Source organism: Paenibacillus ehimensis NBRC 15659 (assembly GCF_004000785.1).
Taxonomy (GTDB): domain Bacteria; phylum Bacillota; class Bacilli; order Paenibacillales; family NBRC-103111; genus Paenibacillus_G; species Paenibacillus_G ehimensis.
In genome coordinates this window covers 43,452-65,971 of record NZ_BILX01000009.1, presented here as the reverse complement: position 1 = coordinate 65,971, position 22,520 = coordinate 43,452, and the positions used below count along the sequence as shown (strand labels likewise).

At 53.8% G+C, this 22,520-nt stretch carries 17 protein-coding genes and 2 pseudogenes; 10 read left to right on the top strand and 9 right to left on the bottom strand.

Features of this window, described 5'->3' with window-relative positions; all coding sequences use genetic code 11:
* The first annotated feature begins 71 nt into the window (after positions 1–71).
* A complete protein-coding gene (locus PEH01S_RS07740; protein ID WP_025845039.1) occupies positions 72–1,571 on the top strand; it encodes a stalk domain-containing protein in 1,500 nt (499 codons plus the stop codon).
* Positions 1,572–1,668: 97 nt separating this feature from the next.
* On the opposite strand, the gene PEH01S_RS07735 is transcribed toward PEH01S_RS07740, so the two are convergent.
* Positions 1,669–2,466: a helix-turn-helix domain-containing protein gene (locus tag PEH01S_RS07735; protein WP_025845040.1), complete on the bottom strand. Its 798-nt coding sequence runs from the start codon at positions 2,464–2,466 to the stop codon at positions 1,669–1,671.
* Positions 2,467–2,738: 272 nt separating this feature from the next.
* Here PEH01S_RS07735 and PEH01S_RS07730 point away from each other — a divergent pair, with 272 nt between their 5' ends.
* The 6 genes from PEH01S_RS07730 (at position 2,739) to opp4C (ending at position 9,310) form a co-directional block, all read left to right on the top strand.
* Positions 2,739–3,149: a VOC family protein gene (locus PEH01S_RS07730; protein ID WP_127484671.1), complete on the top strand. Its 411-nt coding sequence runs from the start codon at positions 2,739–2,741 to the stop codon at positions 3,147–3,149.
* Between the two features lie 496 nt (positions 3,150–3,645).
* Positions 3,646–4,662, top strand: coding sequence for an ABC transporter ATP-binding protein (locus PEH01S_RS07725; protein ID WP_127484669.1), 1,017 nt, complete (start codon positions 3,646–3,648; stop codon positions 4,660–4,662).
* Complete coding sequence (locus tag PEH01S_RS07720; protein ID WP_127484666.1) at positions 4,659–5,642, top strand: ABC transporter ATP-binding protein; 984 nt, start codon at positions 4,659–4,661, stop codon at positions 5,640–5,642. The genes PEH01S_RS07725 and PEH01S_RS07720 overlap by 4 nt, the downstream gene beginning before the upstream one ends.
* 28 nt (positions 5,643–5,670) lie before the next feature.
* Positions 5,671–7,407: an oligopeptide ABC transporter substrate-binding protein gene (gene opp4A, locus PEH01S_RS07715; RefSeq protein ID WP_025845045.1), complete on the top strand. Its 1,737-nt coding sequence runs from the start codon at positions 5,671–5,673 to the stop codon at positions 7,405–7,407.
* A 19-nt stretch (positions 7,408–7,426) separates the two neighbouring features.
* Positions 7,427–8,392 carry an oligopeptide ABC transporter permease gene (opp4B, locus tag PEH01S_RS07710; protein ID WP_025845046.1) on the top strand — a complete coding sequence of 322 codons (966 nt, stop codon included), beginning with the start codon at positions 7,427–7,429 and terminating at the stop codon, positions 8,390–8,392.
* Positions 8,393–8,410: 18 nt separating this feature from the next.
* Complete coding sequence (opp4C, locus tag PEH01S_RS07705; RefSeq protein WP_127484664.1) at positions 8,411–9,310, top strand: oligopeptide ABC transporter permease; 900 nt, start codon at positions 8,411–8,413, stop codon at positions 9,308–9,310.
* Between the two features lie 337 nt (positions 9,311–9,647).
* Here the strand turns inward: opp4C and PEH01S_RS36125 are convergent.
* Positions 9,648–9,960: pseudogene (locus tag PEH01S_RS36125) on the bottom strand (DUF2087 domain-containing protein); the annotation flags it as partial.
* A 270-nt stretch (positions 9,961–10,230) separates the two neighbouring features.
* On the opposite strand from PEH01S_RS36125, the pseudogene PEH01S_RS35120 reads away from it, so the two are divergent.
* The 3 genes and pseudogenes from PEH01S_RS35120 to PEH01S_RS07690 all read left to right on the top strand — a co-directional run bounded on the left by PEH01S_RS35120 (position 10,231) and on the right by PEH01S_RS07690 (position 12,414).
* Positions 10,231–10,502: pseudogene (locus tag PEH01S_RS35120) on the top strand (DUF6530 family protein).
* 2 nt (positions 10,503–10,504) lie between these two features.
* Positions 10,505–11,713, top strand: coding sequence for an MFS transporter (locus PEH01S_RS07695; protein WP_025845051.1), 1,209 nt, complete (start codon positions 10,505–10,507; stop codon positions 11,711–11,713).
* A gap of 221 nt (positions 11,714–11,934) precedes the next feature.
* The gene (locus PEH01S_RS07690) at positions 11,935–12,414 is read left to right on the top strand and encodes a DUF6530 family protein (protein ID WP_025845052.1); all 480 of its coding nucleotides are present in this window, start codon (positions 11,935–11,937) and stop codon (positions 12,412–12,414) included.
* 227 nt (positions 12,415–12,641) lie between these two features.
* On the opposite strand, the gene PEH01S_RS07685 is transcribed toward PEH01S_RS07690, so the two are convergent.
* The 7 genes from PEH01S_RS07685 to PEH01S_RS07655 all read right to left on the bottom strand — a co-directional run bounded on the left by PEH01S_RS07685 (position 12,642) and on the right by PEH01S_RS07655 (position 22,495).
* The gene (locus PEH01S_RS07685; RefSeq protein ID WP_246062832.1) at positions 12,642–16,004 is read right to left on the bottom strand and encodes a GH36-type glycosyl hydrolase domain-containing protein; all 3,363 of its coding nucleotides are present in this window, start codon (positions 16,002–16,004) and stop codon (positions 12,642–12,644) included.
* A 94-nt stretch (positions 16,005–16,098) separates the two neighbouring features.
* Positions 16,099–17,052: an acetylxylan esterase gene (locus tag PEH01S_RS07680; RefSeq protein ID WP_127484662.1), complete on the bottom strand. Its 954-nt coding sequence runs from the start codon at positions 17,050–17,052 to the stop codon at positions 16,099–16,101.
* Between the two features lie 28 nt (positions 17,053–17,080).
* Positions 17,081–18,598, bottom strand: coding sequence for an extracellular solute-binding protein (locus PEH01S_RS07675; RefSeq protein WP_127484660.1), 1,518 nt, complete (start codon positions 18,596–18,598; stop codon positions 17,081–17,083).
* 93 nt (positions 18,599–18,691) lie between these two features.
* Positions 18,692–19,573 (bottom strand): carbohydrate ABC transporter permease, encoded by an 882-nt coding sequence (locus PEH01S_RS07670; RefSeq protein WP_127484658.1) that lies wholly within the window; start codon positions 19,571–19,573, stop codon positions 18,692–18,694.
* Between the two features lie 17 nt (positions 19,574–19,590).
* Entirely contained in the window at positions 19,591–20,529 is a 939-nt protein-coding gene (locus tag PEH01S_RS07665) for an ABC transporter permease (protein ID WP_127484656.1), read from the bottom strand.
* The gene (locus PEH01S_RS07660) at positions 20,526–21,548 is read right to left on the bottom strand and encodes a LacI family DNA-binding transcriptional regulator (RefSeq protein ID WP_025845063.1); all 1,023 of its coding nucleotides are present in this window, start codon (positions 21,546–21,548) and stop codon (positions 20,526–20,528) included. Before PEH01S_RS07660 ends, PEH01S_RS07665 begins: the two co-directional genes overlap by 4 nt.
* Before the next feature lie 242 nt (positions 21,549–21,790).
* Positions 21,791–22,495, bottom strand: a complete 705-nt coding sequence (locus PEH01S_RS07655) for a hypothetical protein (protein WP_025845065.1) — start codon at positions 22,493–22,495, stop codon at positions 21,791–21,793.
* Between the last annotated feature and the right edge of the window lie 25 nt (positions 22,496–22,520).

Here is a 22,520-nt window from a genome sequence, read left to right as displayed (position 1 = left end):
ATTTCGGGAAATAACTCTTATACTATCTGTAATATTTTGTTAGCCATTATCAACCAAAGGAGCAACTTGCTATGAAAATGAAATTTCGGCTGTCCCAAACCGTTCCAGCCGTGCTGGCTTCCGCCATGCTCGCTACGGCTGTCCCCGCTTTTGCCGCAGAAAGCGCCAAACCTGGCGTCAATATGGATATCGGCATTCAAGTCGACGGAAGAGTGCTTGTCCCGCTGCGCGATATCTCCGACGAATTAGGAGCCAAGCTGAACTGGGACGAAAGCACGAAATCGATCACCCTGACGAAAGACGGTACCACCGTTCAATTAAAAATCGGCGACCCGACCGTCGAGATCAACGGAAAGTCTCAGACGCTCGATGTCCCGCCGCAGATTAAGGATGATCAAACGTTCGTTCCCGTCCGTTTCGTGGCGGAAGCCTTCGGCGCCAAGGTGGAATGGGACTCCGAGGCCCAATCGACGCATATCGACACCAAGGAGAAAGATCTGTATATTAGCGCCCGGCCGTATTTCGAGCTGGACGGCGTGCCGCTCGTGTACGATGGCGAGATGAAGAACGGGCTGCCCGACGGGCAAGGCTTTGCCGCCAAAGGAACCTCCATCTACGGCGAAAAATGGTACGAGGGTCAATGGAAGGACGGAAAACCGGTACGGGAAGAAGCGCCCCCGGGGACCGAGGGCTATAAAATCTACATTAACGGCAGCTACTTGAAGTCGGATTATGCTCCGATCGTTCGCAATAACGCCGTCTATGTGCCTCTATGGGCCGTACTTGGCAAGGTGAACGCGTCGGCCCAAGCCGTAGACGGGGTCATCCGGATAAATCATCCGAGCCGCATTTTGCTGCTGAGCGCCAATAGCAACCTGCTGACGTATTACGGAGGCAAGATGGATTCGCACACGGTACGCATGGACTTTCCGCCGATCTCGGAGAACGATGTCATTTATGTGCCGCTTGTCTTTTTGACGGATTATATGGACATGAAAATCGTGTGGGGAGAACAGCAGCGGGTGGATCTCACCGTCGGGGACTTGTCGAAAAACAATACTTGGGGCAACCAAAATATCATCTCCGATGGAATCAAAAAGCTGAGACTCGATTCGGACGCCGAAGCGATATGGAAAAATCATCCTAACCTCTGGGTAGATTCCCTGCCCCGCAGCAGCGACGGCGCCAAGCACGGCGGATTCGAAAGATTCGAGCAGCTGGCCGTCATCAGCTACAGCGGTCCGACCGTCGTCTTGAGCAACGGAAGCAAGAACGTCCAGTTTAATTTCGATTCGATCGAAGCCATTCACAGATCGTTCTTCACCGCCGATCCGCTTGCCCAATTCGACTGGCCGGAAAGCGTGAAGTCGCTTATTCGTCAAGAAAAGGTCAGGGTCGGTATGACTCAAGAACAAGTCCTGATGTCTTGGGGCAAGCCTGACGATATCAATAAAACGACCGGCAGCTTCGGCACGTTCGAGCAATGGGTATACCGCGGTTCCAGCATTGGCAGCGGCAATTATTTGTACTTCACCGACGGCGTGCTCAGCTCGAGTCAAACTATAAACTAAGGCTAACCCAAGAGGCCGTCTCTGTCAGGAGGCCCTGCCCGCATCGCCTGATCATGGCTCTATCCGGCTCCCAAAAACGGATAGAGCCTTTTTGCGTCTAACGATAGCTCGTCTGAAGCCGCTCGCTCAGGAACTTGTTCATCAACAAAGGCAAAGAAATGAGGATCGGCGGATCGTCCAGCCGGGGAACATGGAGCATCACTTGCTGATAAGGAACGGAGGAATAAGGCTGAACGACGATCGGCTCCCTCGAACGGGTGCGCAAGGTGTTATGCGGAAGCAAAAAGTCCACCGCCTGCATCCCCCAGGAGACCGATGTAGCCATAAGATAATAGGTGCCCGGCTTCACGCCCGTAAAGCAAAATTCCCCCAGCGACGAAAGCAGCGTGCCGTGCAGAGGAAGTCCTTCGGGAATCGGCTTCGGAAATAAGCCGATCAGAATCACGCCTTCGAAAGGGATCTCCGCTTGTACGGTCCCCTCGATTCTGGCATATGAATTGGAAAGCGGATGCCCCGACGTCCAATCGCTGAGCCTCTGCAAAGTCCGGAAATGGCTGTCGGCTTGAGACGTCGAGTTGCGAAAGTCGGACGGCGTCACGCCGACCCGTTCGGTAAACCTCGTCGTGAAGGTTCCCAGACTCTGCTGCCCGATCTCCAGTCCGATATCGCGAATGCTCAGATTCGTGCGCAGCAGCAAGTCTTTTGCCTTTTGCAGACGGAGGGAAGAAACATAATATAACGGCGGGAGGCCGATCCTTTCCTTAAAAATGCGCGTGAAATGAAACGGACTGTAGCCTGCATAAGCAGCCAAGCGGGCAAGCGGCAGCGGATCATAAATATTCCGATGAATATAGGCGATCACCGCGTCGATCTCCGGATACTTGTCGGTCGCCATTCCTTCACTTCCTTCCAATCACGTTCATCAAGTCAAACACTTCCATATAACGGAACAAACGTTCGCTTCCATATTATCATAATTTTTATAGGCAGGGAACAGAAAAATCTTAATTTTCTTCCTCTTTTATGCGTCGAAACGTCACACAATATGTCAGATTTCGAGAGCGGATTGCCCGCATAAAAAGCAATCCGTAAGAAACCGGAAGTCCAGAGGAATGCTATACTTAAGAGGAAAATCGACCAAAACCAACGATGAAAGGATGTTATGGAATGGCGAAGCTTACCCCCTATCTGGTCTCGGAGGATGCAAGAGCTCAAGCGGATTTCTACATCAACGCGCTCGGCGGGGAGATCGTGTCCATTATGACGCACGGCCAGCTGCCGGATGCAAGCGAAGCGGTGAAAGACAAAGTGCTGCACATGTGTTTGGTGGCCGGCGGAATTCATTTTTTTATGAGCGATTCCGTCTATGCGCCGCTTAACCGGGGGAACGGCATTCAACTGAGTCTGGAGTTCCCGACGGAAGCCGAAGCCCGCGACGCATTCGCCAAGCTTGGGGAGGGCGGCACCGTAAGACACCCGCTGGAGCCGGCGTTCTGGGGCGCCCTGTTCGGCCAGATTGAAGATAAGTACGGCGTGATCTGGATGATCACCACCGAAGCTCAAGCGTGCCAAGCCTGATCCTCTTTAGTTCCTGTTTGAATATGTCCCATATAACGATTGATTGTATAGACCGCAGGCACAGCCATGCGGTCTTTTTGCGCATTAATAGATAACAAACAGCGTTATATATACCTCCCATTGATAGAACATGCCATCGATAAAAATCAATAATAAGCGAAACAAAAAAAGGGGGGTGACAAAAAAAGGGAGTGTATGTAAAATGTGTAGTAATGTCATTGCTTTTAATTGTCGCAATTTTTCGCCAACGGTTTAATACATACCTGCGACGACTTCCACGGCATACACCATCGGATTTGGTGACCTCACGAATCTCATACCTACCACGATCGTCCATACAACGCCATGATCCAGGGACGATCCCCTTTCCAGTATTCAAAACGCCTGAGTCTAGTACATAAGCATTCGATCGGTCTAAAAAAAATTCAATCAAGCAGCCGCAATATTGGAAGCGTTTTCCAATGATTGCAATCGGCAAACTTCTCGAGGTGATCCTATGAACCATCCGTCGAGCGCCTTGCTTGACATCCGTCATTTGAGTGCAGGTTTTTCCATCGAAGGGAATTATTATCGCGCGGTCGACGATGTATCTCTCCGCTTGCTGCCGGGGCAGGTGCTCGGCATCGTCGGGGAATCCGGCTGCGGCAAATCCGTCATGTCCTTATCCATCATGAAATTGCTCCCCAAAAAAGTAAGCCGGATAGATAGCGGAGAAATATGGTTTGACGGCACCAACCTGATGAATTTATCCGAGAATGAGCTGCTCAAGCTGCGGGGCAGCGATATCGGAATGGTGTTTCAAGAGCCGATGACCGCGCTTAATCCGGTATTTACCATCGGGTATCAAATCGAGGAGGTCCTGGGGAATCATCTTGTCATGAGCAAGAAAGAAAAACGCAGACGCAGCATTGAATTGCTCCAATCCGTCGGCATCCCTCATGCCGAGCGCATTGTCGGCGATTATCCGCATCAGCTATCGGGCGGCATGCGTCAGCGCGTCATGATTGCGATGGCGATCGCCTGCAACCCGAAGCTGCTGATCGCCGACGAGCCGACGACCGCTCTTGACGTCACGATTCAAGCGCAAATTATCGAACTGCTTAAAGATATTCAGCAGCAGCGAGGCATGTCCATGATTTTGATCACGCACGACCTTGGTGTTGTGGCCGAGATGGCCGATACCGTAGCCGTCATGTATGCCGGCCAAATCGTGGAACAAGGGCACGTCACTCAAATTTTCTACAAGCCCAAGCATCCGTATTTGCAGCTGCTGCTGCAGTCGCTCCCCCGTCTTGACGAGGAGCAGGAACGATTAAAATCGATCAGCGGCATCGTCCCGTCGCTTGTGCATATGCCCCGAACCGGCTGCCGGTTCGCCGGACGCTGTCCGAGCGCGAGCGACGATTGCCGGCGGCTGACGCCGCAGCTCGCCGAGATAGGCGGCGGCCATTACGTTCGCTGTCTGAACTTTGCAGCGTGTCTGCCCGCAGCGCAGGAGGAGGAACCCGCATGAATGACTTGACCGCTCATGACCGCCCATTGCTGCAAGTTCTCAATCTTAAGAAACATTATCCGATTCACGGCGGGCTCTTTCGGAGGCAAGTCGGCTCCATTCAAGCGGTGAACGACTTCTCGCTGACGATGCGGCGGGGCGAAACCGTCGGGCTTGTCGGGGAATCCGGCTGCGGCAAATCGACGACCGGACGCGCCATCATGCGTCTCATCGAGCCGACGGCGGGCACGATCTTGTTTGAAGGCCGGGACATTACCCGGGTCAAGGGCGAAGGGCTGCGGCAAATCCGCAAGCATATGCAGATGGTGTTCCAAGACCCGTTCAGCTCGCTGAATCCGAAAATGATGGTCGGCCATCTCGTCTCCGAGCCGATTCGCAACTTTGAATCGCATCCCGGAAAAGAGCTGGAGGAGCGCGTCGCCGAATTGCTCGTGAAGGTCGGGCTTTCCGAGGACTCTTATTACAAATATCCGCATGAGTTTTCCGGCGGGCAGCGGCAGCGCATCAGCATCGCAAGAACGCTGGCGTTAAAGCCTAAGCTCGTCGTGGCCGACGAACCCGTGTCTGCGCTGGATGTATCGATTCAATCGCAAGTGCTGAACCTGCTGCAGGACATTCAAGCCGATTTCGGGCTGTCCTATCTGTTCATCGCCCACGATTTGAGCGTCGTGAAGCATATCAGCGACCGGATCGGCGTCATGTACTTGGGGCGGCTCGTCGAGATTACGGATAAGAAGAGCTTGTATAAACGTCCGCTCCATCCTTACACCCAAGCTTTATTGTCCGCCGTGCCGATCCCCGATCCGAACGCCAAGCGGGAGCGAATCGTGCTGCAAGGCGATGTGCCGAGTCCGGCCAATCCGCCGGCCGGCTGCGCCTTTCATCCGCGCTGCCGCCATGCGGTTACCGCTTGCCGGGAAGAGCAGCCCACGTTGAAACAGGTGGCGCCTCAACACGAGGTCGCCTGTCATTTGTATTGAATAATCTCACAAAAGGAGGATTCGTTCCATGGAAAAAAAAGCTTCAATGATTTTATCCGCCTTGCTGTTTCTTGCTGTATCCCTTACCGGTTGTACGGATAAAGCTCCGGGGGCAACGGAAGCGCCGAAAAAGACGGAAGAGAATCAAGCGGCTCCAAGCGAGCCGAAACCGGGGGGCATTGTAAAATACGGCTATACGCAGCCGTTCAAGGGCGTGCTCGACCGTGCTTTTTACGGCGGGGAAGACGACGATTTAATTTTGCGGTTCATTACGGACAGTCTGCTCAAAACCGGCGACGATCTCAAAACATACCCCCATATTGCCGAATGGACGGAATCGGACGATCATAAGACGTTTACGTTCAAGCTCAAGAAGGGCATCAAATGGCATAATGGCGATGAACTGACGATGGAAGACTGGAAGTTCGCGCTGGAGACGATTGCCCATAAAGACTATACGGCGGCCGGAGGCAGCCGCTACAACAACGTGGAGATGATTGTCGGCGTCGAGGATTACCGCGAAGGCAAAGCCAAGGACATTGCCGGCATTAAGCTGATCGATAACTACACGATGTCGATTACCGTCAAAGCTGCGGCGCCGAATACGATCTCGAAGCTGTGGTCGTACCCGATGCCGAAAAAGTATTTCGCCGGCGTGGCCGTCAAAGATATGCTCAGCTCCGATCAAGTCCGCAAAAAGCCGATCGGCATCGGCCCGTTCAAAGTAAAAAAGATTCAGCCGGGCGAGTATGTCGAAATGGAGCGCTTCGACGACTATTGGGAAGGCAAGCCCCTGCTCGACGGCGTGATTTATAAGATTGTAGCCGGCAATATGGCGACCAGCCTGCTGGAAAACGGCGAAATCGACATCATGGAAGCGCCAAACAGCCAATTTAAGGACGTTGAAAAGCTGACAAACGTCAATATTATTAAACAAGATGCGCTTTCCTACGCCTATATCGGCTTCAAGCTGGGGACGTGGGATAAAAAATCCGAGAAAATTATCGTGGATCCGAAATCGAAGTTCGCCGACAAGCGCCTGCGGCAGGCGATGTATTACGCGCTGGACCGGCAAGCGCTGATCGATGCGTTCTCCAACGGTCTGGGCAAGACGATATCGGCCCCCATGCCGGGGGTCAGCTGGGCGAAAATTCCGGATGATCAACTGAATTCCTACGAATACAATCCCGATAAGGCGAAGAAATTGCTCGACGAAGCGGGTTATAAAGATACGAACGGCGACGGATTACGCGAAGACCCGCAAGGGAAAAAGCTCACGTTTAATTTCGATGCCATGTCCGGCACGGAGATTGCCGCGCCGCGCGCCCAAACGATCATGCAGATGTGGAAAGAAGTCGGGCTTGACGTAAAGCTAAACGGCGGCGCATTGAAAGAGTTCAACGCCTTCTACGATGTGGTCGAGAATGACGATCCGTCTGTCGAGCTGTTCTCCGGCGCATGGTCGCTTGCCAGCGATCCCGATCCATCCGCATTATGGAAAAGCAACGTGCTCTGGAACTTCCCGCGCTGGTACACGGCCGAATCGGACCGTTTGATCGACGAGGGGATCAGCGAGAAAGCCTTCGATCTGAACTACCGCAAGGACGTGTATTATAAGTGGCAGAAGCTCGTGAATGAAGAAGTGCCGATGCTGTTCCTGTATTCGCCGGTCGATGTGACGGTGAGCAACAAACGTCTGCAGAACGTCAAGGCGAACTCGTTCACGAATCAAATCGACGTTCATAAGTGGTGGGTCACGCAATGACCTTCGGGAGGCAGGCCTTATGCTGACTTATGCGTTGCGCAGACTACTGGGTATGGTTCCGCTGCTCCTGCTCATCTCCGTTGTGGTGTTCACCCTGGCAAAATTAATGCCGGGGGACGCCCTGACGGGGATGATCGATCCGGCCAACGTCAAGCCGGAATATATTGCCGAAATGCGCCAGCAGCTCGGTTATAACGACCCGATTCCGCAGCAGTTCATCCGTTGGTTCGGCAACATGCTGCGGGGCGATTTCGGTCAATCCTTCATTCATAAGATGCCCGTGAGCGAGCTCTTTTTCCAGCGGCTTCAGAATACGGCCATCCTGGCCACTATGGCCATCTGCATTACCTATGCGATTGCTTTTCTGACCGGGATGATCGCGGGCAGACGTCCGAATACGCCGATCGATTATTCGATCCAGACGGTCAGCTACATTGTCTATGCCCTTCCCAGCTTTATTATCGGCATCATCTGCATCTACATCTTCGCGATCAAGCTCGGCTGGGTGCCTGCCAGCGGATCACGCAGCGTTGGAGTTGCCGACGGCACGCTTACGTATTACTTGAACGTATTGAAAAATTCGCTGCTGCCCGCGTTCGTACTCGGCTCTTTGGGCACAGCCGCTTATACGCAATTTCTGCGCAATGACATTATCGAGAGCAGCCGCAAGGATTACGTCAGAACCGCACGGGCGAAAGGGACAAGCGAGCGGCATATTTACAACCGGCACATCCTGCGCAATTCGCTGATCCCCATGGTGACGTTTCTCGGCATCGATATCGGGGGATTGTTCGGCGGAGCGGTCATTATCGAAACGCTATTCGTTTACCCGGGAATGGGCGAGCTGTTCGTCTCATCGATCAACAGCCGCGACTATTCCGTCGTGATGACGATCACGATGTTCGCGTCCGTCATGACGCTGATCGGCAACCTAATTTCCGATTTGCTGTACGGCTACGTCGATCCGCGTATCCGGCTTCGCTAGCATGAGAGGAGGATGGCCATGAATACAGCGCCGAAGCCGATAAATCAAACGATGCCCATTACTAAAAAACGCAGCGCCTCTCCATGGGTGACAGGCTGGAACCGATTTTTTCGCAATAAGCTGGCGATAGCGAGCCTCGCGTTTCTGATCCTTATTGCAGCGCTGTGTGCTCTGGCGCCGCTGCTGACCTCTTACGACCCTGTCAAAATTAATCTGCGCCTCATCAACAAGCCGCCGTCCGCAGATCATCTGTTAGGCACGGACAAGGGCGGACGCGATATTATCGCAAGATTGCTGTACGGCGGGCGGACGACGCTGCTGATTGCCGTAAGCATCAGCTTCTTGGTGACGTTTATCGGGGTTACCATCGGTTCCGTCGCGGGGTACTTCGGAGGCAAAATCGACAGTATGCTCATGCGCTTCACCGATTTTGTGATGATTTTTCCGTTTCTTATTTTTGTTATCGTCCTGAAGACGGTCATTGCGGACTCGGGCGTCCTGGTTCTGATTGTCGTCATCAGCGTGCTTGGCTGGGGCGGGATCGCCCGTCTTGTCCGGAGCAAGGTGCTGTCGGAGAAGGAGAACGAGTACATCATGAGCGCCGTCGCGATCGGCTGCAAGCCGTTCCAAGTGATCGTCAAGCATTTGCTGCCTAACGTGGCCTCGACCATCATTGTGCAGGCGATCGTCGTGATGGCGGTGATGATCGGCGTAGAAACGGGTCTGAGCTTCCTTGGCTTCGGCGTGCCGGCCAATGTGCCAAGCTGGGGAAATATGATGTCGGATGCGATCTCGCCCCAAGTAATCAAAAATCAATGGTGGGTCTGGCTGCCGTCTGCCGTCGTGATTACATCTACGATTCTGGCCATTAATTTTATCGGGGAAGGCGCAAAGGAAGCGTTCGATCCGAAAGGATAATTCGCAGGCGACCATAGACGCACACTCCCATTAAATGGATTTTTTATTAAGGGTCTAGTTACAAAATGGTAGATTACGATTGAAATGTGGAAATACAAAAAACGGCTCTTGTTCGCATCCTTGCGGCAAGGGCCGATCTTTATTTTTCTCCGGATTTCTCCAATGTCGGATGACAAGAACACATTCCCGACAGATCGGTGCAAACGGATAGGAAGGGTGGCTTGTTCGCGATTCGGATTCAAGCCTTTGGCCGCTTCATAGACCCGTTTCTCCAATACCTGTGCCGTGCCCCCTGATGACGTTGCATGGTCTTCACAAAGTGAAGCCCAATCCGGCGGCTCGAGTTCATGATCTCAAGAAACAGTTTGGCCTGCTTCTTCTTTTCGCGCAGCGTAAAGCGGTGATTGCTAATCGTCGATGTGCTGCCGCCATCAAGCTCTTTTACGATTTCGTTGTCGCTGATACTCCGTTCCGAGGCGGACGGAGATAAACTTCTCCGCCTCGTAGTACGTGTCTTCCTCGCGGTATATGACGCCTTTCATAAAAGAACGTCCGCAGACGAGGCTATCGGTCGCGGCATGGTGCACATCCCCTCTTTTCAAGTCCTCTGCCGAGGCGCTCCAAAACATTTCGGACACTTGCTCATTCATTACCATTCGCCAGCCCGTTTGGTCTATGTGCAGCCAATATATAATTACGTTTGGAAAATTGTCAATACATCCTAAAACGCGGTTCGGTGTAATGAAGACGCTATTTGCGTTGATTCTTCTACTTTTTGTTTTATAAAAAACCGGATGCAAAATAACGGACGTCAAAAAAGAATTGACGAACGATGAAATCCAAGATAAACTGAAGCAGTAATTTAGTAAATTAGTAAATTATTAATTCAGTAGATCAGTAAAAGAAAAGAGGGAACGAAAATGAACATACCTACTACCCTAAAGCATAAGCCTATTGTCATGTCGGAAACCTATGAGCCGATTGACGGCCGATTCGTCAGGAACACAGGTGCGAAAGGTCTTTCCCTGGGATCGCCCTGCAGGGGGATGCCTTGACCGTGGCGATCTAATCGGATAATGAGAGAATCAATGAAGATTTTAAGCTGTTCAGCCAAGCTCTGAGCGACGACGATGAGATGATCGGCGAACGTCTTCGCATGTTATCAAAAATATTAAAGGATATGGGGTATTAAAAATGTTTTCCAATCGTTATGTTCGAACGATTATCCTCTCCCGGGTGCTGCTGCAGCTGGGAATATGGGTCCGGAATTATGCGGTCCTTCTTTATGTTACCGATTTGACAAATAATAATCCGGTTTATGTATCCCTGATTTCGGTTGCGGAATTTGCTCCGATCTTTCTATTCGGCCTTATTGGCGGAACCTTTGCCGACCGATGGCGGCCGAAGCGGACCATGGTATGGAGCGATCTGCTGTCTGCCTTGTCCGTTGTGGCTGTGCTGCTTGCCGTCATGAACGACGGATGGATTGCGCTTCTCATCGGATCATTTGTTTCCGCCAGCCTGTCTCAATTTTCTCAGCCTTCAGCCATGAAACTGTACAAGCGGCATGTGCCGGCTGAACAACTGCAAGGCGTGATGGCGATATCCCAAACGCTTGTCGCTGTCTTTACGGTTTTGGGTCCGGTCATCGGCACGTTTATTTTTATACAATTTGGAATTAACGCATCTCTGATCCTGACGGCAGTTCTGTTCCTAGGGTCATCACTTATATTATCATCGCTTCCACGCGACGCGGAGGAGCCGAAGTCTGGGGATACTGGCAGCTTCATAAAGGAGTTGATGGCCGGGCTGCGCTATATCGGGTCGAATCAATCCTTAAGAACACTCAGCTTGACTTTCTCGGCTGTCGGATTGGCGTCAGGACTGACTCAGCCGCTTCAGATCTTCCTTGTCATCGAGAAATTGGGACAGAACAAACAATTTCTGCAGTGGTTGGTTATGGCTAATGGGGCAGCCATGTTGGTAGGCGGAATTGCCATCATGGGGATAGCCAAAAAGGTGAAACCACAGCTGCTGCTCATGGTAGGCTTGCTTGTCGCCGCCGTCTGTACGATTGGAATAGGCGCGTCTGCCATGATCTGGCTGACAATTGTTCTTTTGGTGATCAGCGGTTTGTTTTACCCTTGTATTCAAGGCGGAATCCAGACGCTTATTGTGCGGAACACGGAAGGGGCATTTATTGGCCGGGTATCCGGGACAATCACGCCTGTTTTTATGGGGATGATGGTGATTGGCATGTTCGTATCCGGCTATCTGAAGGAAATCTTTTCCCTGCTGGCGGTATATGTGGTGAGCGGCAGTTTGATTATTGCCGGCGCACTTTTTCTAATCCCTCTTATTGTTGAGAGAAGAAGAAAAGCTGAGAAAGGCCCGGCATCATGAAGGATAGAAGAACGGATAGGACGGCGTTTTAGGGGAGGTATTTGATAGACGGGACACAACCGCTCTTCATTTATCGGGGTCTATTCCCGCTGAACCATTCCGGAGTAACTTCGGCCATTTGAGTCTACCCAAAAACGGATTGACTAACATTGAAATCCAAGATAAGATGAAACGGTCATTTAGTGAATCAGTAAATCAGTAAATGAAAAGAGGGAAAGAAAATGAAAATACCAACCACGTTAAAGCATAAGCCTGTTGTCGTGTCGGAAAACTACGAGCAGATTGACGGCCGACTCGCTCGAAATACAGATGCAAAAGGCCTTTCTTTAGGATTGGCCCAGTGGAACGATAGAGGGAAGATCGATATTTCTGCCAAGGTATGGAGATACACGGGAGAAAAATGGTCAAGGCAATCCGAGGAACTGCCTCTCCATCGCGTTCTTGATTTGTCCATTCTGATTTGTCGGTCCCTGGCGCATTTTCGCGAAGCCTATAGATATGAGCATCTATATGATCCGCAGCAGCCCGTCATCGACCGGGTCGGCCTGCAAGGGGATGCCATGACCGTGGCGATATGTACGGACAATGAGAGAATTAATGAAGATATTAAGCTGTTCAGCCAAGCTTTAAGCGACGACGATGAGATGATCAGCGAACGTCTACGCACCTTATCAAAAATATTAAAGGATATGGGATATTAAAATGTTTTCCCATCGTTATGTTCGAACTGTCCCCCTCGCCCGAGTGCTGCTGCAGTCGGGAATTTAGATCGCTACTTTGGTCTATCGGTCGTCCAGTGGACAGGAGCCGGTTGCAACCAACATTGTTGGTTACACAATACAGCGGCCGTCCGAACATGAAGCGCATGTCTCGGACGGCCGCTGCCGTGTTAATGGACCCGGTGCTTGAGAGCTAGCACCTTCCTTTATTACATAAAAATTTCAATGACATTGCCGGCTTCCGACCGGTTGTCCGCAAACTCCTGCTTCCCGATGCGCACGCCGCCTTCCCTGTAACGGTTGGCGACGGGCTTCACGGTCAGCTCGCGGCCGTTCATGGTCACCCGGCTCAGCCCTTGACCGGTCAGACGATACACGAACGTGACCGGAGCTTCCAGCACCTCGAATTCGAACTGCAGCCCGTCGAGCGACGGCGGCAGCACCGGATCGATAATCAAGTCGCCCTCAATCAATCGAATCCCCAAAGCGTTCGCAATCAGCTGGTTCATATAGATTCCCGGACCGCTGGAATAAATTCTCCAGCCCCCCTTCACCGGTACCGAACCGTCGCGCAATTCGTCGAAGCGCTCTTGCGCCTCGTAGCGGGTGCTGAACTTCGCGTCGGAGCTGCTGAAGTAAGCGTTGCTTTGACGAAGCTCCGCGTTAGGCACGACGCTTCGCAGGCCGACCGGGTTAATCGTGGCCAGCCCTCTCCACACCTCGTCCGATTTGCCGAGCTTGGCCATCGCCTCGATAAAACGGATATGGGCGTGAACGTACTGCAAGCCGATTTCCCTGCCTACGTTAGCCGCCTGCTCGGCCCGCTTGAACTGCTTGCTGACGCCCCCGGCATAATTCGCCGGGCGATCCATCAGCCGGACGCCGTCCGGATAGAACAGCTTCTCCTTGATGATCCGGTAATGGGCCTCCGCCTGCTCCTTCGTCAGCAGCTCGCCGATCATGCTGCGCGTCATCGGCAGCAGCCGGTAGCGGATGCCGGTTTTCGTATCCGACGGGTGCAGCATCAGCTCGGCTTCACCCGGCTTCTCCATATATACGAATCCGGGAATAACCTCGGACTGGAGCATGTACCGGTTGAAGTCCTCCCGGATGCCTTCGCCAAGCCGTTTCAGCTCGGCCGCCGTCTCCGCATCCGATTCCGCCAAAACCGCCGCGAGCTGACTGAATACCTGGTACGTCAAGGCTACGGTCCAACTGCTGATCAAATAGCGTTTCAACTGGGCGTTCGCCGGCTGGAGCGTGTCGTCCCAATCCCCGTCGCCATACGAAGACAAGTGCGTGCCGTGCAGAAAGTGACGCTTAATATAGTCAAGCTGCTTCTTGGCATGCTCCAGCACCGTCTCCGTCTCTTCCGTGAACGTAAAGCCGCCCCGCTTCGTATAAGGCAACCGGACCTCCAGAATGGAGGTATCCCCGGTCGCCGTCAAATAGTCGCTCAGCACCTTGAGCGGCCATACGATAATATCCCCATGGCTTTCTTCCTGCTGAATGAAGGCGTACCGGTCGAACATGAACCATTGCGGCCAGTTCCCATCGTCCTCGTATTGATGCGAGTACACGGTGGTCAGGATGTCGCGCACGACGTCATATTTTTGCGTCGCCAAAAAATATTCCGCCGGCCCTTGGCATACGTCGCGCGTCCCCCATGCCGCCCCACCGTACTGCTCCAGGCCGTGCGGCACCGAGAAATGAACCAGCATATTGTGCGTATACCACCAAGCGAGCGTATTAAGCTTGCTCAGCTCGTCCGTCCGTTCACCGGGCCGGGTCAAGCGGAAGCCGTTCATGACCGTGCGGTAAAACTCGCGGTAACGCCCGATTTCCGCCTCGGCATCCCGCTGGACAAACGGAAGCTCTTCCCCGTGCAGCAAGCCCTGCACCGTTACGGTCCATTCGCTACTTGCGCTGAGTTCCAGGACGACCAGCGAAGCCGAGCCCGGCTCCGCGTTCGAGACCAGCAGCCGTTCGTCACCCGCCTCCATGTCCGCGCCTTCGATCCTCATGCGGTAGCACAGGCTCGGATAAGCGCGGGCGCTGAGCGACTGGGCGTCCGCGTAGAACGCGAGCGTCCGGCCGCCCTCCTGCTGCTCCATGCGGAATGGCAGCTCGTATTCGGCCGCATTCATGCACACCTGATTCGAGAGCAGGAAGCGGTAAGACTTGCCGCTTGCCGAACGGACGTGCATCACGACCTCCGGCGTATCGACAGTCGTATAATTCGTGATCACAAACAGCTCGTCCGCCGTTTTGTAATACCAGCGGGCATAATTGAAGCCCATCTCGAACATGGAAGGCATCGCAAGCAGCCGGTACTTCCCGTCCAGCTCCACGTAAATGCGCTGGCCCGACGTCTTCGGCACGTTCAGCGCATTGCGGGCGTTGGTCAGCATTTTGTTGAAAGACGTATTGCCGACCACCAATTGCGCATTGAACATCCCGTACATGTACGAGGTTGTCGTGATGACCCGCTCGTTCATCCGGTCGTTGTTCCCGGTCATGAGGATATGTCCGTGCGGGCGCTCCATGCGCAGCTCTTTTTCCTTCAGCACGACATGCTCATGGGTATCGGTGAAGAAGGACAGCAGCTCCTCTCCTTCCCGCTCCTCTTGTTGACGGTTCGGGAAGAGAGCCTCGACCTCCTGCCGCGTCATAGACAAGGTTCGCAGCGGCGCTCCGATCTGAGACGCCACGCTGACCTTCTCCTGCCAAGGTCCGGAGACCGGTGCCGGGGGCTCCTGCTCCCGGGCCTCGCGCCATGCGTCCGAGACGTCGGCTTCATAGTCCAGAGCGGTCACCGCCTCCGGGTGGGTGTCCCGGAACAAGCCGTAGAAGACGAATCTTGCTTCGCCGTCCAGCGTGACCCGTTCGGATTGCAGCGCGATATATGCAAATTCGTATTGGTAAACTTCGTTAGCCAGCGAAGCCTTGGTCAAAGCCTCCGGCTCGTTCGTTTCCTTGTAGGACAACCCGAAAAATTGGAAGCCGTCCGTCGAATAACCGGCCGCTTTCGTCAGACAGCCCTGCTGAAGATAAGGAAATTTCCCCTGCTGCGGCTGATTTTGCCGGGAACAGACGACATAGCCCCTCTGCGCGTCCTCGAATACCGCATGGTCGATATACTGGGACAAATAAGCCTCGTTGCTGCGGACGGCGCCCGGATGGGCGATTCCGACATCCTGCCCGTAGACGACGTCGACTTCCGCCTCCTGCCCGTACACGGCAACCTCCCAGAACCATACCCTGCGCGCCGTTAAGCGAAAGGTCACTTGATAGCGAAGCGCGCCGGCCTCGCCCTCCCAGATGACGGAGCCGCCGTCCGCCTGGCGCACACGGCTTGCAGAATGAACGCCAAGCAACGGCGTCGCTTGTATGCCGGAAGCCCGGTGCTGCCGCAAATATAAATTGTTCAATGATCCGGTAACCGGGTCGGACAACCATTGATTGATCATCGTATCCTGGTAAGCCGCTTCGTACAGATCGCCGCTGTTCAAGAAGGTAAACCGCAAATCTCCCGCTTCGACCCGAAACCGGGACGTATTCAGCATGGTCATCGTCTCCACTCCGTTTTCTTTTTATATCGTGGGTGAAAAAAACCGCCGGACACCATCGCTCCAGCGGTCCTTTTTCGAAATCAGTTTTACTCGCCTAAAAGGAAAGATGCTTCCGGATAAATTCCACCGTGCGGCGGTTCTGGTAGCCGCTCGTCGCATGCCCCGTAAACGGATGCACTCCGATCTCCTTCGTCGACCGGATCCGGTTGTAAGCCGCGAACACGGTTTCCGGCAAGCATACAGTGTCTTTCAAGCCGACCGATACGAGTACCGGAATCCGGATGCGCTCCGCCAAATTCATGATGTCGAAATAGCTTAGCGTCTCCATGACCTTGTCCAGATGCTCCGGGAACCGGTTCACGAATTCCGCTGCTTCGGAGAGCGAGCTGACCGAATTCAGAATGCCGAAGTCCATATGGCACATATTCGGAATATTCGCGATCGACAGCGCCGGCTTGTCGCTCAAGGCGGAGACCAGCAGCGACAGTCCGCCTCCCTGGCTGTCGCCCGCTACGACGATACGGCCCGGGTCGACCTCCGGCTGCGCCGCAACCCATTCGACGGCTTGCAGCGCATCAACGGCGATGGCCTTATAATAGCAGGTCTCCTTATCCAGAATGCCCTGCGTGATCCAGCCTTTCGTCATCCCGTACGTATTGTCCAGCCGATTGCCCGTCTCGCCGCCTTGTCCGCGAATGTCGACGGCAAACACCGCCATTCCCATCAGCAGCCAGGAGGCATACTGCTCGGGATATCCCCGGCCTCCCGTATACCCGTGAAACAGGACGACGCACGGCAGCTTCTCCCGTACCGGAAACTTCGGAAGCAGATACCAGCCTTTGATCGGCGTATCGGCAAAGCCTTGGTACGTGACATCGTAAGTGTCCATATACGGAAAGGGTGTCTCCTGCCGAGTCCGCCGGGCTTGAACCGGCTTGTCGATCACATCGGCCAGCGTCCGGCTCCAGAAGGCATCCAGGTCGGCCGGAGCGGTCAGCTCGGGTGCATACCGGTGAAGCTCTTCGATCCGTTTTTGCACTGCGTTCATGCGCTACCGCCTCGCCTTTTTGCTAAAATTATTTTTTCTGCTGCTTATACCATTCGTTGACTTCCTTCGTCCAAGCTTCGCCGCCCCGTTTGTTCCACTCCGCAGCGAATTTGTCGAAGTCTTTATCCGTCGCTTCGCCAATGACCATCTTCACGGAAAGTCCGCGCGCAAGCTGATCCAGATCGGCGAAGTTTTTCGAAACGTTGGTCGACGGCATATAAGCGACGGCCGGGCTGACGACGCCAAGCTTGGACACGACGGTCAAATTGTTCTTCACCGCTTCCTGAATGTCTTTCGGCGCGCTCAGGGGAACGGAGACGAGCGGGTCGTTCGGCACGTTCCAGATCAGATAGGCGATGCCGTCCTGGGCATATTTATCCCCAAGCATCTCTACGTTGCCATCGGCATTTTTCTTGTGGTGAACCCCTTCTACGCCCAGCTTACGCAGCAAGTGGGCTTCCTGCCCCGCCTGCCAATCAAGCAGCTCGATCGCTTTCTTCGCCTTCTCCTTGGAGATGTTGGCCGGCAGCACGAACTGTCCGAACATGCCTACGCCGTCCGGGAATCCGGTTTTGCCGTCCTTGCCTACCGGAGGAGCGATCATGATCAGCTCGGCCTTCGGATCGACCTTTTTCAAGTTCGTTACAAAACGGCTGTAATCGCTCGTCTGGGCGCCGAAGAAGATCCCGGCTTTGCCGCTTTCCAGTGTTTCCCACATCTGGTTATCTTTCATCACGGTGAAGTTTTTATCGATGCCGCCGTCTTTATACAGCTTCGCCAGCCACATCAGCGCTTCCTTCCGCTGCGGCGTAACGACCGAGTTCATCAGCGTACCGTCCTCCATTTTGCGCCAGCCGTTCCCGGTATCGAATGCCATGAAGACCGGGTCCAAGTGGTAGCCGAGCGTTTGGTTCAGCACGATGCCGACCGTATCCTCCTTGCCGTTCTTGTCGGGGTCGTTCTTGGCAAACTTGACTGCTGTATCGTAAAATTCGTCCAGCGTCTTCGGAATCGGCAGGCCGAGGCTATCCAGCCAGTCTTTGCGGATGACGACAGCGCGCTCCATCTGCGCCGGACGGGGGATCCCGTACGTTTTCCCGTCGATTTTGATAAAATCCCACAACGACTGCGGCAAGTTCTTCAGATTTTTCGTATCCTTAATATAATCGTCAAGCTGCAGGAAAGCCCCCTGCTTCGCATACTGCGTAAAGTTCGGGTCCGGGAACGATATGTAATGCGTAATGTCCGGCAGACTGTTGGCGGCAATGGACGCTTTCAGCTTTTCCGGATATTGCGCCGAAGGAATCGCCATGGATTCGTATTCGATCCCGACCGCTTCCTCCATCTTTTTCCACACTTCCGTCTTTTGCGGAGGATTGCCGTAAAGCGGGTACATCATGCTGATCTTCTGTTTTTTCCCGGAATCCCCGGATGCGCTCTCTTTCCCCGTACCGCCCGATTTATCGCCGCAGCCGGTTACCGCAACCAAAGCTGTGACGAGGGCCAAGGACGAGATTTGTTTCCAACGTTTTCCCGATACTTTCATGTGAACCCCTCCGTTTTATGTGTTCATAACCGCCATAACTCTATGGTCAGAACCGCGCCGCAGCGCCGCTCGTAAACCCAACCGCCGATATGCTCATCCCTTCACGGAACCGAGAAGCACGCCTTTGGCAAAATGCTTTTGCAGAAACGGATACACCACCAGAATCGGCAGCGTCGAGACGACAATCGCCGCCATCTGAATCGTGACCGGAAGAATCTCCTGCTCCCCGGCGAAGCCCGATTGCCCCATGACATCCTGCGTCGAGCCTTGGAAAATCATTTGCCTTAAGAACACCTGCACGGTCCACAGCTCCGGCTTCGTAATGTAGAGGACCGCGTTGAAAAACTGGTTCCAGTTGCCGACCGCATAGAAAAGCGTAAAGGTCGCCAGCGCCGGCATGGACAGCGGCAGCACGATCCGGAACAACAGGCCGAAGGTGCGGCAGCCGTCGATTTTCCCGGCTTCCTCCAGCTCGGAAGGAATGCCCTGGAAGAAGTTCTTCAGAATAATGAGATTGAACGCGCTGATCGCGCCGGGCAAAATGAGCGACCACACGCTGTCGAGCAGTCCGAGCTTGTTGACGACGATATACGTCGGAATCATGCCGCCGCTGAACAGGATCGTAATCGTCACGAGCAGCAGCATCTTTTCTCTGCCGGGCAGCGTCTTCTTGGAAAGCGGGTACGCCATGAAGGTCGTCAGGGCCAGGTTGACGAACGTTCCTCCGATCGTCGTGACCGCCGTGATGTACAGCGACCGGACAAAATTGGTGTTGCCCAGAATCGTGCTGTACGCATCGAACGAGAAGCGCTCCGGCCATAAAATGATCCCGCCGCGCAGCACCTGCTCCATCGGCGATAACGACGTTGCCAAGATGTATATGAACGGAAATAACGAGCTGAGCGCAAGCAAGATGAGCACAAGCGCGATCGCCGCGTCGACGACCCGGTCCGTCCAGGTTGCTCTACTGTTCATTGTGCAAGTCCCTCCCCTTAGAACACGCCTTCTTCGCCGAATTTTTTGGCCAGTCGATTCGCCCCAAGCACGAGGATGAGACCGACAACCGATTTAAACAGACCGACCGCAACACCGAAGCTGAACCGGCCGCCGCCTAGACCCGCACCGCCGATGCCCTCACGGTAGACGAATGTCTCGAACACGTCGCCGACCGGATATACCAGATCGTTGAGCATCAGGAAGATTTGCTCGAAGCCGACATCCAGCACGTTGCCCAGCCGCAAAATGAGCAGAATCAGAATCGTGCTTCGCAGGGCGGGCAGCGTCACATGCCACAGCTTGTGCCAGCGGTTCGCGCCGTCGACGGTCGCCGCTTCGTACAGCTGCGTGTCCACGCCGGAAAGCGCTGCCAAAAAGATAATGGTTCCCCATCCGACTTCCTTCCATATGTTCTGGAGCACAATCATCGTCCGGAACGAATTCGGGTCCGCCAGAAAGTTATGCGCTTCTCCGCCGAACGAGACGATAAACTGGTTCACCAAGCCCGTTTCGGTATTGAGCAGGATATACGTGATCGAACCCACTACGACCCAAGAAATAAAATGCGGCAAGTAAACGATCGTCTGGATCGTGCGCTTGAACCATTCCCGCGCCAGCTCGTTAAGCAGCAGCGCCACAATGATCGGAGCCGGGAAATAAAACACGATATTATAGAAGCTGATCAGCAGCGTGTTGCGCAGCAGCCGCCAAAACTGATCGTATTGAAACAAATCGATGAAATGCCGGAAGCCGACCCACTCGCTGCCCGTCACGCCGAGAAACGGGCTGTATTCCTGAAAGGCCATGACGATCCCGAACATCGGCACATACTTGAAAATCAGGAAATACAGCGCGCCCGGGAGCAAGAGCAGGTAAAGCTCCCAGTGGGACAATATTCTTTTCGTTAGCGAAACGTTCCCGACTGACGATTTCAAGTCTCCATCCCCTTCCCGCGATTCGGAGCAAGCCGAGGAGGCTGGCAGGACAAGCGCTCGATCAGCTCGATTTTTAATTTATAAGACTTGTTGACGTACTCGCCGCCCATCGCCTGAAACACAAGATGCGCAGCCATGGTGCCCATTTCGTACTTGGGCTGCCGGACCGTCGTTAAGGGAGGAGACAAGTATTCCGCCACCTGAATATCGTCGAAGCCGACGATCGATACGTCCTCCGGAACGCTCAAGCCGAATTCGCGAAGCGCCTTGTAGCCGCCGATCGCCATTTCGTCGTTGCCGTAGAAGATCGCGGTAGGACGCTCTTCCTGCATGAGCATAACCTTGGTCGAATGATAGCCGCCCTCTTCCGTGAAATTGCCGACCAGCATCCATTTCGTATTGACAATTCCTTCTTCTTGCAGCGCTTTCAGATAGCCTTCTTTCCGGTGCTGGCTGCCCAACGAATTGCTCGGTCCCCCGATCCAGGCGATATCGCGGTGTCCCTGCCCGATGAGATAACGGGTCGCTTCGTATCCGCCCTGAACGTTATCCGCCGCGACATTCATGATGAAATCGCCTTCGACATAGCGGTCCATCACGACGATCGGGCAGCCCTCCCGGGCCGATTCGCGCAGCAGATGCTCGCTGATGTTCGGGTCAAGCACGATCGCGCCATCCACTCTTCGTTCCTGCAAAAATTTATAGGCCGTCGAGTCGGCCCCGCCGACTGAGCTGCACGCAATCAGATCGAAGCCGTTGGACAGCGTGACTTCCTGCGTCCCGCGGATCAGTTCGGAGTAATAAGGACCCGACAGATCGCTTAAAATGAGCAGAATCGTCTTCGTCGACTTGCGCTTGAGATCCATCGCGAAGCCGTTCTTTTGGTAATTCAGCTCCTTGGCTGCCTGCAATACCAATTCGCGGGTTTTCGGACTCACTTTATCGCTTCCGCTGAGTGCGTAGGATGCGGTCGAAAGCGCCACTCCCGCATGCTTTGCAACGTCTTTAATCGTAACCATAATTCCCCCCGATAAAGCCATCCGAAATTTATCGAAACGTTTCGATTTGTTTTTATTATAGCTCTGAAGGAAGATTTGGTCAATGCGGGGTGCGTTTTTTATACAGCGCTTTCTTCAAGTGCTGTCATAAAAGCGTCACAGGATGGCGGAGGATCGGGGCGGTCGCAGTCACGCGAAAAAAAAGCACCGGCCTTCAGGCCAGTGCTCCGATAGTCGTTTTTTTGCGTTTGTAAGGCTTGCTCCTATCCGTGCTGCGGGTAGGCTAGAGGCGAATCGCAATAAGGGCATGCTTTATTCTCGCCGGGCTGCAACAGGGCGGACGACCCGCAGCCGGGGCATTCCACTGTCTTAGGCGTTTGGGGCGGCTGTTGCGGCCTGCTCTGCTGCGGCACGAAGCCTTCTCCGTTCACGGACACGTTGACATTCACCATTGTGGCTGCCGGAGCCCATTGGTTAAACACGATGGACATCGAGTACATGTCGATAAAAGCATCCTGGAACACGCCGAGATAAATCATGCGCTGCAGGTCGTTGACCACCACCGCCGGCCGTTGATTCACCGTCTCCGCCAAGGACTGGATGGAAGTCACTCCCTGCACCAAGACAAGATGACGGTAATGGTCGTATCTGGCGAAGAGCTGCTTGCGCCGCTGTCCGCTCTTCCACAGCATGTATATGCCGGGAATCAAGTCCAAGAGGACAACCCACACCATCACCCAGTACTGAATATCGCTTCCTGCGGCCAAATGGAGCAAGAACGAAATCAGAAACGGGATAAAAATAATCAGAAACGTCGTGCCGGCGTTTTTCCAGTCAATGACCTTCTGGTAGCTCAAATCGCGGTGCTTCCATAGTCGGACAGCCAGCAAAATGAGGCCGATCGGAAAAAATAAAATCAATCCCAGCGCTATCGCAACGCCGCTTATGGCTGGACGATCATAATTCAAGAAGGCTCCCTCATCTCTATATATA